Genomic DNA, 16,314 nt, shown 5'->3' on the forward strand with positions numbered 1-16,314 from the left:
ATGAATGCACCCCGTGTTTCCCATCCCCGAGAGCCCGGGCTGTTTGCCCGCGCGCCGAACCTGGAACGCTACCGCGTGGCCGCCGGCGGTGTGACCCTGGTCGACTTGCAACCCGGCGACGGCCTGCACGTGATCGACGTCGAAGGCCGGCAAACCTGCACACTGCTGGCCCTCGACGCTGGCGGTCGCAGCGCGCTGGCAAGCTGGGGGCTGAACGCGTCAACGGCTTGCCGTGTGCCTGGGCGTATCGGCCAGGCGCTCCAGCGGCGCGGCATCGACGCACAGGCATTGCCGCTGGCCGCCTCGCTATGGGACGCCGACAGCCCGCCCGGCCACAGCCGGCAGTTTGTCGCCGAGCACGCGCTGCTGGTGGTTGTCGCCGCCCCCGCCGAGGCTACGGCCGTCGACCGGCAATACCGGCCCAGCGAGCTGCGCCTGATAGTGACACGGGCCAACCCGTCGCCGCTGCTGGTACCCGCCCTGCCCGAGCCGTTGGGCGATGTACTCGACGAATTCACCCTGCGCGCGGGCACGGCCCACAGCTACACCGTCGCCAAGGGGCAGTACATCCAGGTGCTGGACGTCGCGGGCCGCCAGTGTTCGGACTTCGTCGCCCTCGACCGGCGAGCCCTGGATCGCGGCGTGGAACTGGACCTGGACCAGACCGTCACGCGCACGCTGAACGGCAGCGCGTATCCGGCACCGGGGCTGTTCTCGAAGTTTTTCGACCGCCATATGCAACCGATGCTGGAGGTGGTGCAAGACACGGTCGGGCGCCACGATTCATTCGCCCTGGCCTGCGCGGCGCGCTACTACGAAACCCATGGCTATTTCGGGCACGACAACTGCAGCGACAACCTCAGCCGCGTCCTTGCGCCCCATGGCGTGCAGGCGCGCAACGGCTGGCCGGCGATCAATTTCTTCTTCAACACCGGCATCGATGCGCACCAGCAGATGACCCTGGATGAACCCTGGTCGCGGCCCGGCGATTACGTGCTGCTGCGGGCCATGAACGACCTGCTGTGCGGCAGTACCTCGTGCCCGGATGACATTGACCCGGCCAACGGCTGGAACCCGACCGATATCCATGTCCGCATCTACAGCGAGAAGGAGCGTTTTTCCATCGCCATGAGCACTCGAACCACGGCGGATGCCGACCCGATCCTCACCCGTGAGTCCGCGTTCCACTCACGCACCCGCGCCCTCACCGGCAGCTTCACCGATTACCGCAATTGGTGGCTGCCACTGCGCTACGACGGTTACGGCGTGACTGAGGAATACCTCGGTTGCCGCGAACGGGTGGCGGTGATGGACCTGACCGCCCTGCGCAAATTCGAAATCATCGGCCCCGACGCCGAAGCCCTGTTGCAGTACTGCCTGACCCGCGACGTACGGCGCCTGGCGGTGGGCCAGGTGGTGTATTCGGCGATGTGTCACGCCCACGGCGGCATGCTCGACGACGGCACCCTGCTGCGCCTGGGCCCGGACAACTTCCGCTGGATTTGCGGCGAAGACTACGCCGGCGTGTGGTTGCGCGAGCAGGCACAGAAACTGGGCATGAAGGTGTGGGTCAAGTCGGCCAGTGAGCAGATTCACAACCTGGCGGTGCAAGGGCCGCTGAGTCGCGAGCTGCTCAAGCAGATGGTCTGGACCCCGCCCACGCAACCGAGTGTGGAGACCCTCGGCTGGTTTCGCTTCCTGGTCGGTCGGCTGGACGGTTTCGACGGCTGCCCGTTGATGATCTCCCGCACCGGCTACACCGGCGAACTGGGCTTTGAGGTGTGGTGCCAGCCCGAAGACGCCGTACAGGTCTGGGACCGCATCTGGCAACTCGGCCAACCCTTGGGCCTGGTGCCCCTGGGCCTTGAAGCCTTGGACCTGCTGCGCATCGAAGCCGGGCTGATTTTCGCCGGCTACGAGTTCAGCGACCAGACCGATCCGTTCGAGGCCGGTATCGGTTTCAGCGTGCCGCTCAAGAGCAAGACGGATGACTTTATCGGTCGCGACGCCCTGCTACGGCGCAGCGCCCACCCCAGCCACAAACTGGTCGGCCTGCACCTGAGCGGCAACGAGGTCGCCCACCACGGCGACCCGGTGTACCAGGGCCGCGCTCAGGTCGGGGTGATCACCAGTGCCTGCCGCTCACCGCTGCTGGCCAGCAATATCGCGCTGTGCCGGGTCGACGTGAGCTGCGCCGAGCCCGGCACTGAACTTGAGATCGGCAAAGTCGATGGCCTGCAGAAGCGCATCAGCGCCACGGTCAGCGCCGCGATTTTCTACGACCCGGACAAAAGCCGGGTGCGCAGCTGATCGTCCCGAAACGGGAGTGCCAGCGCATTTTGACTGCCCCAACCTAACCGCTATTCAGACATGGGAATACGAAGATGGAAGCGACGACGTTCGAGGCTGTACCGCAGGCTGCCGGCTCGGTGGGCAGCCTGCACCGCAAGATCGATTGGCGCGGGGCATTCTGGGTCGCCAGTGGCGTACCCGCGCTGGTGCTGTTCTCCATCGGTGCGATTGCCGCCACGGTGGGCAAACCGGCGTGGATCGTGTGGATCGTGTCGATCCTGTTCGGGTTTATCCAGGCCTTCACCTACGCCGAGATCGCGGGGCTTTTCCCGCACAAATCCGGCGGCGCCTCGGTGTACGGCGCGGTGGCCTGGGTGCGCTACAGCAAACTGATCGCACCGGTGTCGGTGTGGTGCAACTGGCTGGCTTGGTCACCGGTGCTGTCCATCGGTTCGGGGCTGGCAGCGGGGTATATCCTCACGGCGCTGTTTCCCGCCGATGCGTTGATCAACACCTGGCAACTGACGCTGCTGGACCTGGGCTGGGTGAAAAGCGGCCTGTCGTTGCGCATCAACGCGACGTTCGCCATTGGTTTGTTGATTTTGCTCACGGTGTTTGCCGTGCAGCACGGCGGCATCCTGCGCTCGGCACGGCTGACCCTGGTGCTCGGCGTCACCTCGTTGATTCCGCTGCTGCTGGTGGGCGTGGTGCCGTTGTTCACCGGGGATGCGACCCAGGCCAACTTCCTGCCGCTGTACCCCTTGGCCCATGACTCAGCCGGGCAAGTCATCGATGGGCCATGGGATATGTCCGGCTGGTCATTGATGGCCGGCGGGCTGTTCATGGCGGCGTGGTCCACCTACGGCTTTGAAACGGCGGTGTGCTACACCCGCGAATTCAAGGACCCCAAGCGCGACACCTTCAAGGCGATCTTCTACGCCGGCCTGCTGTGCATCCTGGTGTTCACCCTGGTGCCGCTGGCGTTTCAAGGCAGCCTCGGGCTGGGGCAACTGGTGACGCCAGCGGTGCTCGATGCCAGCGGCGCAGTCGTCACGCCCGCGGTGTACAGCGGCCTGCTCTCGCCGGCGATCTACAGCGGCATGGGCGTTGGCCAGGTGATGGCCGACAGCATCGGCGGCGGCAAGGTGGTGGCCAATATCGTATTGATCATGCTGGTGCTGGCGACGTTGCTGGCGATCATGACCTCGATGTCCGGTTCGTCGCGAACGTTGTACCAGGCGTCGGTGGACGGTTGGCTGCCCAAGTACCTGGGGCGCACCAACGAACATGGCGCGCCGACGGCGGCGATGTGGACCGACCTGTCGTTCAACCTGCTGCTGTTGCTGATGTCGGACTATGTATTCGTGCTTGCGGCTTCAAACGTCAGCTACATCATTTTCAACTTCCTCAACCTCAATGCCGGCTGGATCCACCGCCTTGACCGCCCCGACTGGGTGCGCCCGTACAAAGCCCCCACCGTACTGCTGGCGGCCGGCGGCGTGCTGAGTTTCGTCAACCTGGCCTGCATGGGCCTGGGCGCGGACATCTGGGGCGCGGGCACGCTGGTCACCGGTTTGTTGCTGGCACTGCTGATCCTGCCGGTGTTCTGCTACCGCCACTATGTGCAGGACAAGGGCCGCTTCCCCGCCGCCATGGTCACTGACCTGTATATCCAGGCCGATGACGGCCAACGCCGCGCCGGCTGGCTGCCCTATGCCACGCTGGTCGCCGGTGTGCTGGTGGTGTATGCCTGCCATCAACTGGTAGCCTGAGCCTTCTGGCCTGCCTATGGCTGAGGGATTCTTATCCCTCAGCGCCTTGATTCCCCAGACAACGGTGACGCTTTTGACCAGTTCTCTCCCCCCGCTTGCCCGCGCTATTGACGGCAAGGCCATCTCTGCGCGGGTGCTCGATGAGGTTCGCGAAGAGGTCCTGCTGCTTGCCTCACAGCAGATCTACCCGGCCCTGGCAGTATTGCTGGTGGGCGACGACCCGGCCAGCCACGTCTACGTGCGCAATAAACTGCTGCGGGCCAAGGACGTCGGGATTCGCTCCCTGGAATACCGGCTGCCGGAGGATGCCAGCCAGACGCAGGTGCTCGACCTGCTTGCCCAGTTGAATGCCGACACATCGGTCAACGGCATCCTGGTGCAATTGCCGCTGCCGGCGCAGATCGACGAAGCGGCGGTGATCCACGCGATCGACCCGATCAAGGATGTCGATGGCTTCCACCGCGAAAACGTCGGCGGCCTGGTGCAAGGCATCGAGGTGCTCACGCCCTGCACACCCAGCGGCTGCATGCGCCTGCTGCACGAAACCTGCGGCGACTTGAGCGGCTTGCACGCGGTGGTGATCGGTCGTTCGAACATTGTCGGCAAACCCATGGCGACCTTGCTGTTGCAAGCCCACTGCTCGGTCAGCGTGGTGCACTCGCGCAGCGTCGATGCACCGGCGTTGTGCCGCTTGGCCGACATCGTCGTCGCCGCCGTGGGCCGACCCCAGTTGATCGATGCCCGTTGGCTCAAGCCCGGCGCAGTGGTGATCGATGTGGGCATCAACCGCATCACGACCGAGACCGGCACGCGGTTGGTGGGGGATGTCGATTACGCCAGCGCACGCACCGTGGCCAGCGCGATCACGCCAGTGCCCGGCGGTGTGGGGCCGATGACGATAGCTTACTTGCTGAAGAACACCCTGGTAGCGAGCCAGCTGCAACGCAGCAAGGCAAATGAGGGAGGGAGCTTGCCCCCGATGGTCGTGGCTCAGCTACAACCAAGCTGACTGACAGACCGCTGTCGGCGCATAGGTATCCACAACGGTAACCACGATGCGAAGCGAGCCGCCCTTGATCTTGCTTTAGCTCTTGATCTTGATCTCAGGCGCCCCGTCAACCACGCTGGCCGGAATTCGACATTGATTTGGGGGGTAAACCGGCAGGGATGCCGGTTTAGCCGCCCCGCGCCATGGATGGCGCGTGGCGGCGGCCCCCCAAATCAATGTCGGATTACGGGCACACCGAGCCTGGGCGAGGTGCCGAGTGGTGGGGCGAAGGCTTTTTGCTTACTTTTGGGCCTCTCCAAAAGTGAGTCGCTGTAAGAGCGAAACCATTAGCAGCCGTTACCGCAGCAACGGATATGTACTCATTCCACTCCAGCATCCTGGTCGGCTGTCAGGCCGCCAGCGGGAGCAAGCTCCCTCGCCACAGGTTCAGCGCCATACCCAGAGTGGTGTAGATACCGAGGCCCCGATGGCGCTGAATCAGTCACCTGATGAATCGACTGACACACCGCTATCGGGGGCAAGCCCCCTCCCACATTTGGATCGCGGTCTAACCGTTAGATGCCGCTCGGCTGTCAGGCCGCCAGCGGGAGCAAGCTCCCTCGCCACAGGTCCAGCGCCATACCCAGGGTGGTGTAGATACCAAGGCCCCGATGGCGCTGAATCAGTCACCTGATGAATCGACTGACACACCGCTATCGGGGGCAAGCCCCCTCCCACATTTGCATCGCGGTCTAACCGTTAGATGCCGCTCGGCTGTCAGACCGCCGGCGGGAGCAAGCTCCCTCGCCACAGGTTCAGCGCCATACCCAGAGTGGTGTAGATACCGATGCCTCGATGGCGCTGAATCAGTCACCTGATGAATCGACTGACACACCGCTATCGGGGGCAAGCCCCCTCCCACATTTGCATCGCGGTCTAACCGTTAGATGCCGCTCGGCTGTCAGACCGCCGGCGGGAGCAAGCTCCCTCGCCACAGGTCCAGCGCCATACCCAGAGTGGTGTAGATACCGAGGCCGCGATGGCGCTGAATCAGTCACCTGATGAATCGACTGACACACCGCTATCGGGGGCAAGCCCCCTCCCACATTTGGATCGCGGCCTAACCGTTAGATGCCGCTCGGCTGTCAGGCCGCCGGCGGGAAAATGATCAGTGGTTGTAGGCCCGCTCATTATGCTCGGCCAGGTCCAGCCCCATCTCCTCCACCGACTCATGGGCACGCAACCCGACCAGGGCATTGACCACCTTGAGGATGATCCAACTGATCACAAAGCAGTACACCGTGGTCAGCAGCACCCCCTTAAGCTGGGCAACCACCTGCCCCCCCATGGTCACACCTTCCACCAGGCCCCCCATGGACGGTACGCAGAACACACCGGTCAACACCGCGCCGATCATGCCGCCGATGCCGTGCAAGCCGAACACGTCGAGGCTGTCGTCGTAGCCGAAGCGCCGCTTCAACACCGTCACGCTCAAATAACAGAACACCCCGCACAGCAAGCCGATGGCCAACGCACCGCCGACGCCCACATAGGCGCACGCCGGTGTAATTCCCACCAACCCGGCCAATGCACCACTGGCCAGCCCCAAGGCACTCGGCTTGCCGACCTTGAACCACTCGGTGAACATCCAGCCAAGAATCCCGGCGCAGGCGCCCAATTGAGTGTTGAGCATGACGATGCCCGAGGTGCCGCTGAGACCGCCACCGGAGCCGATATTGAAGCCGAACCAGCCGACCCAGAGCATCGCCGCGCCGGCCATGGTCAGGCTGAGGTTATGCGCAGGCATTGGCGTGTTCTGGTAGCCCTTGCGCTTGCCGAGGATCAGGCACGCGGCCAGCGCGGCTACACCGGCATTGATGTGCACGGCGGTACCGCCGGCAAAATCAAGCACGCCCCAGTTATGCATCAAGGCCCCCGAACCGCCCCAGACCATATGCGCCACCGGGGCATAGACCAGGGTGAACCAGATGGCCATGAACAGCAGCGCCGCCGAGAACTTCATGCGTTCGGCAAAGGCGCCGGCGATCAGGGCCGGGGTGATGATGGCGAACGTCATCTGGAAGGTCACGAACACCCCTTCCGGAATATCCCCCACCAGGCTTTCCGGGGTCATGCCCGCCAGGAAGGCGCGACTGAGGCCGCCGACAAAACTGTTGAAGGTCACCTGCCCTTCGACCATGCCGGTGGTGTCGACCACCATGCTGTAGCCGTAGATCACCCACAGCACGCCCACCAACCCGGCGATGCCGAAGCACTGGGTGAACAGCGAAAGCATGTTTTTCGCACGGACGAGGCCGCCGTAGAACAGCGCAAGCCCCGGCAAGCACATGAACAGCACCAGCACGGCGGCGGTGACCATCCAGGCGGTGCTGCCGGTGTTCAAGGTGGGTGCATCAGCGGCGTACGCCAAGGGTGCAAAGGCACCGGCCACTAATAAACCGAAGAGGGATTTGCCAAGAAGACGATTGACCATGTTCAAAGCTCCTGCAAAAGAAATGGGAAGTACCTGGTTGTAGTGAGCGGGCTTGCCCCGCGCTGGGTGGCGAAGCCGCCCCAATAAAGCCGCCGCATTCATTGAGGTAGAAATGCGGCGGTTGGTTTAAGGGCGGCTTCGCCACCCAGCGCGGGGCAAGCCCGCTCACTACAGGGGTCCGCTAGTAACCGGAGCCCGGCACCCAACGGGTCCCCGCCAGCGGTACCCGGGCCATGGCGGCCGACTCCACGGTCAGCGCCACCAAGTCCTCGGGGTCGAGGTTGTGCAGGTGCGATTTGCCGCACGCACGCGCCATGGTCTGTGCCTCCAGCACCATCACCCGCAGGTAGTTGGCCAACCGCCGCCCGCCTTCCACCGGGTCGAGGCGCTTGGACAGCTCCGGGTCCTGAGTGGTGATGCCCGCCGGATCGCGGCCGTTCTGCCAGTCGTCGTAGAAGCCGGCGGCCGAGCCGATCTTTTTCAGTTCCGCGTCCAGCCGTGGGTGGTTGTCGCCCAGGGCAATCAGCGCCGCCGTGCCGATGGCCACCGCGTCCGCGCCCATCGCCATGGCCTTGGCCACATCGGCACCATTACGAATCCCGCCCGACACGATCAACTGGACCTTGCGGTGCATGCCCATCTCTTGCAAAGCCTGTACCGCTTGCGGGATGGCCGACAAAATCGGAATGCCCACATGCTCGATAAACACTTCCTGCGTCGCGGCGGTGCCGCCTTGCATGCCGTCGAGCACGATCACATCGGCGCCGGCCTTGACCGCCAGCTTCACGTCGTAATACGGCCGGCTCGCGCCGATTTTCACGTAGATCGGTTTTTCCCAATCGGTGATTTCACGCAGCTCGGCAATCTTGATCGCCAGGTCATCGGGGCCGGTCCAGTCCGGGTGGCGACAGGCGCTGCGCTGGTCCACGCCGATGGGCAAAGTGCGCATGCCGGCCACACGCTCGGTGACTTTCATGCCGAGCAGCATGCCGCCACCGCCGGGCTTGGCGCCCTGGCCGAGGACGATCTCGATGGCGTCGGCCTTGCGCAGATCATCCGGGTTCATGCCGTAGCGCGACGGCAGGTACTGATACACCAGGTGCTGGGACTGGCCGCGCTCCTCCGGGGTCATGCCGCCGTCACCGGTGGTGGTGCTGGTGCCGGCGATGGTCGCGCCACGGCCCAGGGCTTCCTTGGCGTTGGCCGACAGCGCACCGAAACTCATGCCAGCGATGGTCACCGGGATCTTCAGGTGGATAGGCTTCTTGGCGAAGCGATTGCCGAGGATCACATCGGTGCCGCACTTCTCGCGATAGCCTTCCAGCGGGTAGCGCGACACGCTGGCGCCGAGCAGCAGCAAGTCATCGAAGTGCGGCAGCTTGCGCTTGGTGCCGCCGCCGCGAATATCGTAGATGCCCGTTTCGGCGGCACGCTGGATTTCCTGGATGGTCAGGCGGTCGAAGGTGGCCGACTCGCGCAGGACCGGAGGGGTTTGTTCAGTCATGGTGGAGCTCCTGATCAGTACGCGGAGGCGTTATCGACTTTGAAGTTGTAGAGTTGACGGGCCGAGCCGTAGCGCTTGAAATCTGCCGCCTGGTGGGCGAAACCGGCGCGGTCGAGCAGTTCCTGCAGCTCGTGCAGGTGTTCGCTGCGCATCTCTTTTTCGACGCAGTCCGAGCCCAGGGACTCCACCGTGCCTTTCACGTAGATGTGGGTTTCGTAGAGCGAATCGCCCAGCGCATCGCCGGCGTCGCCGCACACCACCAGACGTCCGGCCTGGCCCATGAAGCAGCTCATATGGCCGATGCTGCCGCCGACGACGATGTCGATGCCCTTCATGGAAATCCCGCAACGCGCGCCCGCGTCGCCCTCGATCACCAGCAGACCGCCATGGGCGGTGGCCCCGGCCGCCTGGGACGCGCTGCCTTTGACGCGCACCGAGCCGGACATCATGTTCTCGGCGCAGCCCACGCCGACATTGCCGTGCACGGTGATCGAGGCCTGTTGGTTCATGCCTGCGCAGTAATAACCGACGTGGCCCTCGATATCGATAGACACGGCCTGGTTCACGCCCACGGCGAGGTTGTGCTTGCCGTTGGAATGGGTCACGCGCCACTCGTTGTCGATGGCCTGGGCGTGCAACGCCTGGTTGAGGTCACGCACGGTGGCGGTGGAAAGATCGATGGTTTTCATGTGTGCGCTCCTTAAGCTGCTGACTCGCGTTCCCAGATGTACAACGTGGCCGGTGCCGGCTCCCAGATCCGCGCATTCTCGATGCCCGGCAGGCTCGACAGCGCCTGGTACTCGGAGGCCATGGCGACGTAGTCGTCGGTCTCGGCGAGGATCGCCGGCTTGCACGCAATCGGGTCGCGGATCACCGCAAAGCCGTTGCGCGTGCCGATGGCGAAGGTGAAGAAGCCGTCGAGGTCTTCCAGGGAATGGTCCAGCGCCTCTTTGAGCGAATCACCCTGTTGCAGGCGCCAGGTCAGGTAGCCGGCGGCGACTTCGGTGTCGTTGTCGGTTTCGAAGTGGATGCCTTCGCGCTTGAGTTCCTGGCGCAGGCGGAAGTGGTTGGACAGCGAGCCGTTGTGCACCAGGCACAGGTCGGCGCCGGTGGAAAAAGGGTGGCTGCCTTCCATGGTCACCGCGCTTTCCGTGGCCATGCGCGTATGGCCGATGATGTGGCTGCCCTGCATGTTTGCCAGGCCGAAGCGCTGGGAAATCTCCTGCGGCAGCCCCATGCCCTTGAGGATCTCGATACTCTGCCCGGCGCTCATGATGCGCACGCTCGGCGCCAGTTCGGCCAGGGCCAGGCGTACCGGGGCTTCGTCGGCGTGGATCTTAAGTACAGCGGCGCTGGCGTTCTGGAACCAATCCAGGGAACAGCCGAGGCGCCCTTCCAGCTCGCCCATCAAGCCTTTCCAGTCGAAGGCTTCGGTGGTGGCTTGCAGGGTCAGCTTGACCCAGCCATCGGCGACTTCATCGCCGTAGATGGCGAAACCGGCGCTGTCCGGGCCACGGTCGGTCATGGCTTGCAGCATGGGTTCAAACAGCTTGCCGAGCTGGGGTTCCAGCTGCGGATTCTTCAGGTACAGGCCTACGATTCCACACATAACAAGTCTCCGTCACACGGTGTCAGAAAAATTCGGTATAGCGCTGGATTTCCCAGTCGCTCACATGGCGGCTGTACTCCACCCACTCCATGCGCTTGAGCTTGATGAACTCGCCCACGATCTGCGGGCCAAGCACTTCGGCGAACAGCGCGTCGGCTTCCAGTGCGTCGCAGGCTTCCTTGAGGGATTGCGGCAGGGTCTTGATGCCGCGCTCGGCGATCTGCTCGAGGCTCAGGCTGTAGAGGTTTTCGTTGCAGACGTGGTCGATTTCCAGCTGGCGATCGATACCGTCCAGGCCCGCGGCGATGATCGCGGCGCTGACCAGATAGGGGTTGCAGCCGGCATCCGGCAGGCGAAATTCCAGGCGACCGTACGGCACGCGCACCATGGCCGAGCGGTTGTTGGCGCCAAACGCGATAAAGGCCGGGGCCCAGGTGGCGCCGGACAACGAGTTGCCGACTACCAGGCGCTTGTACGAGTTGACCGTGGGCGCGGCGAACGCACACAGCGCCGGGCCATGGGCAAGCAAGCCGGCGGCGAAGTGATAGGCAAGTGTCGACAAGCCCATGCCGCTCGGGTCGCTGGCGTCATGGAACAGGTTTTTGTTCTCGGCGCTGCTGATCGACAGGTGAAAGTGCATGCCATTGCCGGCGCGTTTCGGGTCGGGCTTGGGCATGAAGGAGCAGATCATGCCCAGGTCATTGGCGATCTCGCCGGCGGCCATGCGGAAGAAGGTGAAACGGTCGGCGGACGTCAGGGCGTCGCTGTAGGTGTAGTTGATCTCGAACTGGCCGTTGGCGTCTTCGTGGTCGATTTGATAGACCTCGAAATCCACCGCCTGCAAGGCTTCGGTCAGGCGCTCGAGGAACACCCGCGAACGCGACAGGCCCTTGTAGTCGTAGCAAGGCTTGTCGAGGTTGTCGCTGGGGTCGACCAATTGCAACGTGCCCTGCTCGTCACGGCGCATCAGGTTGAACTCGGGTTCGAGGCCGGTGTTCAGCGTCCAGCCCTTGTCCTGCAGGCGCTGCACTTGTTGCTGCAACACGTAGCGGCTGTCGTAGGGGTGGGGTTTGCCGTCGACATGGCCGACACACACCACACGCCCATAACCTGGCTGCCAGGGTACCGGGGTCAATGTCGACAGATCGCCGCGCGCCATGAAGTCCGGACCGTGGGGCTCCATGCCCATGCCGCTGATGGCAAACCCTGCAAACCCCGCGCCCTCTTCGGCCACCGTCTTGAGCCCGCAGATGGGCACCGACTTGGTCTTGGCCGCACCGTGTATATCCACAAACTGCGCAAGCACGTACTTGATCCCGTGCTTGTCGATGATGCGCTGGGTTTCTGCTGGCAACATTGCGTGTCACTCCTCGCGAAAGGCAAAACCGTGTGGGTGGGCCTAGGCTGTCTTTTTATTCCTAAAAAGAAAGTTAGTTTCCCTGCAGGAATGCAATACCCTTGCCAGATTCGCGGACGGCTGTTTGATGTGCCGGTGAAAGCGCTTTTGTGCTGTATATATGGGAAAATTCTTTTCCCTGCAGGAATACGTACAGCGGGGTGGCCTTTAAGCGCCAGACTTTGCACTTTCCCAGTGCAAAAATAATATTACTGAACGGAAACCGTGCAGGAGCCGATGATCATGTCCACCGAAACCGCCCCGCGCCTCAAGCTCGAGCAATACCTGGGGCTGCAGATCAAACGCCAGCGCCAGGCCCAGGACCTGAAGTTATCTGACGTGGCAAAAATTGCCGATATCAGCCAGGGCATGTTGAGCAAGATCGAGAACGCCCAGGTCTCTACCAGCCTCGATACGTTGAGCCGCCTGTGCGACGTGCTCGGGCTGCCGCTCTCGAAATTATTCAGCGAATACGACCAGCAGGATGGCAGCGCCTTGCTGGTCAAGGCCGACCAAGGCATGGAAGTGGTGCGCCGGGGGACGGAGAAGGGGCATACCTATCACCTGCTCAACCATACGCGCGGGCCGAAGAAGAGCTTCGAGGCGTACATGGTCAGCATGGATGACGCCAGTGAGGAGTTTCCTACGTTTGCGCACCCAGGGACCGAGTTTCTGCACCTGCTTGAAGGGGAGCTGATTTATCGCCACGGCAACCAGTTGTATCGCATGGAGGCCGGGGACAGCCTGACATTTGAGGGCGAGATTCCCCATGGGCCCGAGGAGTTGGTGCGGGTGCCGATTCGGTTGTTGTCGATCATGAACTACGGCAACGACAAAGAGTGATGCACGAACGGCGCATGAGCACCTTGTAGTGAGCGGGCTTGCCCCGCGCTGGGCGGCGAAGCCGCCCCAAACCAGGCGACTTGGTCTTATCTGGAACTCGGCGATGTCTTTATGGGGGCGGCTTCGCCGCCCAGCGCGGGGCAAGCCCGCTCACTACAGTTTTGCAGAGACCTGTGATCATCGCAGGCAAGCCAGCGCCAACCTTTGATCGCATTCGACCTTCCCGTCGCCCCCGCAAAAAAATTCCCACCAGTTAAAAATCTTTCCCAAAACCCCTAGACGCCCCGCCCTCATTCCCCTATAAAGCCACTTCAGGAATATTTTATTCCCCACAAGAAAACGCGCTCAAGGAATGAGCCTGCTGTCCTCAGACATTTTTTCGCTATGCGATGAGCTGCCGCCATCATCCCGAGGACGTGTCATGCAACACGAAAAAAACCATTTCATCATCAAGGTCACTTGTCCCGCGGTGTCCGGCATTGTCGCTGCCGTCACCACTTACCTGGCGGACAAGGCGTGCTACATCGGGGAGATGGCGCAGTTCGACGATGACTTCAGCGGCCGCTTCTTCATGCGTGCAGTGTTCCGCTTCAACGATGGCCATGCGGGCAACCTGCAAGAGATCAGAGACGGCTTCGCCGATGTCGCCCAGGCCTTCGACATGCAGTGGGAGCTGCACGACACCCGCGAGCCGATGCGCGTGATGCTGATGGTGAGCAAGTTCGACCACTGCCTCACCGACCTGCTCTACCGATACCACAAGGGCGAGATGGACATGACCCTCACCGCCATCGTCTCCAACCACCTCGATCTGCGGCCGATGGCCGAGCGCGAGGGCATTCGCTTTATCTACCTGCCGGTGTCCAAGGACAACAAGGCCGCGCAGGAAGCCGAGTTGATGAAGATCGTCGACGACACCCGCACCGAACTGGTGGTGTTGGCGCGCTACATGCAGATCCTCTCCGACGACCTGTGCCGGCAACTGTCGGGGCGGGCGATCAATATCCACCATTCGTTCCTGCCCGGTTTCAAGGGTGCCAAGCCCTATCACCAGGCTTATCAACGCGGCGTGAAGTTGATCGGTGCCACCGCGCACTACGTGACCAGCGACCTGGATGAGGGCCCGATCATCGAGCAGGAAGTGCAGCGCGTCGACCACGTGTACAAGCCTGACGACCTGGTCGCCATCGGTCGCGACACCGAAACCGTGGCCCTGTCCAAGGCGGTCAAGTACCACCTGGAGCACCGGGTCTTCCTCAATCAGGACAGAACGGTGGTGTTCCGGTGAACGCGCATAAACTGATCGACGGCAAAGCCGCCGCCGCACGGGTGCTGCTGCAAGTGCGCGAAGACGTGGCGCGCCTGCATGGGCAGGCTATTCAACCGGCGCTGGCGGTGATCCTGGTGGGCAACGACCCGGCCAGCCAGGTGTATGTGCGCAACAAGATCCTGCGCGCCGAAGAGGTGGGCATCCGCTCCGTGGAGCATCGCCTGCCCAGCGATACCAGCACCGAACAATTGTTGATCCTGATCGGCCAATTAAATGCCGACCCGGCGATCCACGGCATCCTCCTGCAATTGCCGTTGCCGGCGCAGATGGACGAACTGCGCGCCCTGGAGGCCATCGCGCCGGACAAGGACGTCGACGGTTTTCACAGCCAGAACGTCGGCGGCCTCAGCCAGGGGCGCGCGGTGCTCACGCCGTGCACGCCGAGCGGTTGCCTGTACCTGCTGGAACACACCTGCGGCGACCTGCGCGGGAAGCACGCGGTAGTGATCGGCCGTTCGAACATCGTTGGCAAGCCCATGGCCGCGCTGCTGCTCAAGGCGGATTGCTCGGTGACCGTGCTGCACTCACGCAGCCACGACGCCCAGGCCCTGTGCCGCCAGGCCGATATTGTGATCGCTGCCGTGGGCCGCGCTCGCTTGATTGACGCGAGCTGGTTGAAACCCGGCGCAGTGGTGATCGATGTCGGTATCAACCGCATCGACGACGACGGCCGCAGCCGCCTGGTGGGTGATGTCGACTTCGACAGCGCCCTGCCCCATGTTGCCGCCATCACCCCGGTGCCCGGCGGTGTCGGGCCGATGACCATTGCCTTCCTGATGAAAAACACCGTGGCCGCCGCCCAGGCGCAACACCACGCCCTACGCAGCCAATCGGAGGCCGTATGCCATTCAATCTATTGAAATACGGGCTGAGTTCCGAGTACCCGGTGGAGGTGGACCTGCCACCGCCCAAGGCTCTCAAGTCGAGTTACGACGTGGTGATCATCGGCGCCGGTGGCCATGGCCTGGCGACGGCCTACTACCTGGCCAAGTACCACGGCATCACCAATATCGCGGTGCTGGAAAAGGCCTACCTGGGCGGCGGCAATACCGCGCGCAATACGGCGGTGATCCGCTCCAACTACCTCACCAGCGAAGGCGTTCGTTTCTACGCCGAGTCGGTGAAGATGTTCCAGTCGCTGTCCAACGAATTCGATTTCAACATCATGTACTCCGAGCGCGGCCAACTGACCCTGGCCCACACCGACGCCACCGTGCGTTCGTTCCGCCAGCGCGCCGAGGTCAACAAGCACTTCGGCGGGCGTACCGAGATGATCGATCGCCAGCAGATCCGCGAGCTGGTGCCCAGCCTTAACCTCGACCCCGGCCACCTGCCAGTGATCGCCGGGCTCTGGCATATCGACGGCGCCACCGCGCGCCACGATGCCGTGGCCTGGGGCTACGCCAAGCAGGCGGCCAAGCGCGGCGTGGAAATCCACCAGCTTACCGAAGTGCAGGACCTGATCATCGAAAACGGCGCCATCACCGCGGTGAAAACCAATCGCGGCACCATCAAGTGTGGTTGCGCGGTGCAGGCGATTGCCGGGCACAGCTCGCTGCTGATGGCCAAGGCCGGCATCCGCTCGCCGATCCAGACGTTCCCGCTGCAGGCCATGGTCACCCAGCCGTTCAAGCCGTTCCTCGATCCGCTGGTAAGTTCCTCGGCGCTGCACTGCTACGTGCAACAAACCAGCCGTGGCGAAGTGGTGTTCGGTGGCGGTTCCGACCCGTACCCGCTGTTCAACACGCGCTCGACCCTGGACCTCAAGGAAAGCCTGCTGGCCCATGCCATCGAGATGTTCCCGTTCCTGGCCAACGCCAAGTTGATGCGCCAGTGGGCCGGGATCACCGACATGACCCCCGACTACAGCCCGATCATGGGCCTGTCGCCGGTGAAGAATTACTACCTCGACGCCGGCTGGGGCACCTGGGGCTTCAAGGCCACGCCGATCTGCGGCAAGACCATGGCCGAGCTGGTCGCCAGCGGCGGCAAGGTGCCGGACTTGATCAAACCCTTCGGTCTCGAGCGCTTTTCGACCTTCCAGCAAGTCAACGAAATGGGCGCCACAGCGGCCAGCCACTGACGG

Annotated in this window: 12 protein-coding genes; 7 read left to right on the forward strand and 5 right to left on the reverse strand. The window is 63.2% G+C overall.

Features of this window, described 5'->3' with window-relative positions:
* The 3 genes from QCBJ_RS09325 to QCBJ_RS09335 all read left to right on the forward strand — a co-directional run bounded on the left by QCBJ_RS09325 (nt 1) and on the right by QCBJ_RS09335 (nt 5,073).
* A complete protein-coding gene (locus QCBJ_RS09325; RefSeq protein ID WP_102060643.1) occupies nt 1-2,310 on the forward strand; it encodes a DUF1989 domain-containing protein in 2,310 nt (769 codons plus the stop codon).
* Between the two features lie 74 nt (nt 2,311-2,384).
* On the forward strand, nt 2,385-4,064 hold the full coding sequence (locus QCBJ_RS09330; RefSeq protein ID WP_102060644.1) for an APC family permease: 1,680 nt from the start codon (nt 2,385-2,387) through the stop codon (nt 4,062-4,064).
* A gap of 73 nt (nt 4,065-4,137) precedes the next feature.
* On the forward strand, nt 4,138-5,073 hold the full coding sequence (locus tag QCBJ_RS09335; RefSeq protein WP_177410654.1) for a bifunctional 5,10-methylenetetrahydrofolate dehydrogenase/5,10-methenyltetrahydrofolate cyclohydrolase: 936 nt from the start codon (nt 4,138-4,140) through the stop codon (nt 5,071-5,073).
* Between the two features lie 1,147 nt (nt 5,074-6,220).
* On the opposite strand, the gene QCBJ_RS09345 is transcribed toward QCBJ_RS09335, so the two are convergent.
* From QCBJ_RS09345 to glnT, 5 genes are all read right to left on the reverse strand, one after another.
* Nucleotides 6,221-7,546, reverse strand: coding sequence for an ammonium transporter (locus QCBJ_RS09345; RefSeq protein WP_043205169.1), 1,326 nt, complete (start codon nt 7,544-7,546; stop codon nt 6,221-6,223).
* Between the two features lie 181 nt (nt 7,547-7,727).
* Complete coding sequence (locus QCBJ_RS09350) at nt 7,728-9,050, reverse strand: FMN-binding glutamate synthase family protein (protein ID WP_012723552.1); 1,323 nt, start codon at nt 9,048-9,050, stop codon at nt 7,728-7,730.
* A gap of 14 nt (nt 9,051-9,064) precedes the next feature.
* Nucleotides 9,065-9,739 (reverse strand): protein glxC, encoded by a 675-nt coding sequence (locus QCBJ_RS09355; RefSeq protein ID WP_102060646.1) that lies wholly within the window; start codon nt 9,737-9,739, stop codon nt 9,065-9,067.
* Nucleotides 9,740-9,750: 11 nt separating this feature from the next.
* Entirely contained in the window at nt 9,751-10,659 is a 909-nt protein-coding gene (locus QCBJ_RS09360; protein ID WP_012723550.1) for a glutamine amidotransferase family protein, read from the reverse strand.
* Nucleotides 10,660-10,681: 22 nt separating this feature from the next.
* Nucleotides 10,682-12,016, reverse strand: a complete 1,335-nt coding sequence (glnT, locus tag QCBJ_RS09365; RefSeq protein WP_012723549.1) for a type III glutamate--ammonia ligase — start codon at nt 12,014-12,016, stop codon at nt 10,682-10,684.
* Between the two features lie 282 nt (nt 12,017-12,298).
* Here glnT and QCBJ_RS09370 point away from each other — a divergent pair, with 282 nt between their 5' ends.
* From QCBJ_RS09370 to QCBJ_RS09385, 4 genes are all read left to right on the forward strand, one after another.
* Nucleotides 12,299-12,898 carry a helix-turn-helix domain-containing protein gene (locus tag QCBJ_RS09370; RefSeq protein WP_027603577.1) on the forward strand — a complete coding sequence of 200 codons (600 nt, stop codon included), beginning with the start codon at nt 12,299-12,301 and terminating at the stop codon, nt 12,896-12,898.
* Nucleotides 12,899-13,319: 421 nt separating this feature from the next.
* Entirely contained in the window at nt 13,320-14,186 is an 867-nt protein-coding gene (gene purU / locus QCBJ_RS09375; protein WP_064052586.1) for a formyltetrahydrofolate deformylase, read from the forward strand.
* Nucleotides 14,183-15,088: a bifunctional methylenetetrahydrofolate dehydrogenase/methenyltetrahydrofolate cyclohydrolase FolD gene (gene folD / locus QCBJ_RS09380; RefSeq protein ID WP_012723546.1), complete on the forward strand. Its 906-nt coding sequence runs from the start codon at nt 14,183-14,185 to the stop codon at nt 15,086-15,088. Before purU ends, folD begins: the two co-directional genes overlap by 4 nt.
* Nucleotides 15,070-16,311 (forward strand): FAD-dependent oxidoreductase, encoded by a 1,242-nt coding sequence (locus QCBJ_RS09385; RefSeq protein WP_093546961.1) that lies wholly within the window; start codon nt 15,070-15,072, stop codon nt 16,309-16,311. Before folD ends, QCBJ_RS09385 begins: the two co-directional genes overlap by 19 nt.
* Nucleotides 16,312-16,314: the final 3 nt, after the last annotated feature.

It is taken from the genome of Pseudomonas sp. QC2 (assembly GCF_002859085.1).
Lineage (GTDB): Bacteria > Pseudomonadota > Gammaproteobacteria > Pseudomonadales > Pseudomonadaceae > Aquipseudomonas > Aquipseudomonas petroselini.

What these genes read in the sequence shown, in the direction of transcription:
- QCBJ_RS09325 (WP_102060643.1), top strand. Translation starts at nt 1, where the DNA reads ATGAATGCACCCCGTGTTTCCCATCCCCGAGAGCCCGGGCTGTTTGCC.
- QCBJ_RS09330 (WP_102060644.1), top strand. Translation starts at nt 2,385, where the DNA reads ATGGAAGCGACGACGTTCGAGGCTGTACCGCAGGCTGCCGGCTCGGTG.
- QCBJ_RS09345 (WP_043205169.1), bottom strand. Translation starts at nt 7,546, where the DNA reads ATGGTCAATCGTCTTCTTGGCAAATCCCTCTTCGGTTTATTAGTGGCC.
- QCBJ_RS09350 (WP_012723552.1), bottom strand. Translation starts at nt 9,050, where the DNA reads ATGACTGAACAAACCCCTCCGGTCCTGCGCGAGTCGGCCACCTTCGAC.
- QCBJ_RS09355 (WP_102060646.1), bottom strand. Translation starts at nt 9,739, where the DNA reads ATGAAAACCATCGATCTTTCCACCGCCACCGTGCGTGACCTCAACCAG.
- QCBJ_RS09360 (WP_012723550.1), bottom strand. Translation starts at nt 10,659, where the DNA reads ATGTGTGGAATCGTAGGCCTGTACCTGAAGAATCCGCAGCTGGAACCC.
- glnT (WP_012723549.1), bottom strand. Translation starts at nt 12,016, where the DNA reads ATGTTGCCAGCAGAAACCCAGCGCATCATCGACAAGCACGGGATCAAG.
- QCBJ_RS09370 (WP_027603577.1), top strand. Translation starts at nt 12,299, where the DNA reads ATGTCCACCGAAACCGCCCCGCGCCTCAAGCTCGAGCAATACCTGGGG.
- purU (WP_064052586.1), top strand. Translation starts at nt 13,320, where the DNA reads ATGCAACACGAAAAAAACCATTTCATCATCAAGGTCACTTGTCCCGCG.
- QCBJ_RS09385 (WP_093546961.1), top strand. Translation starts at nt 15,070, where the DNA reads ATGCCATTCAATCTATTGAAATACGGGCTGAGTTCCGAGTACCCGGTG.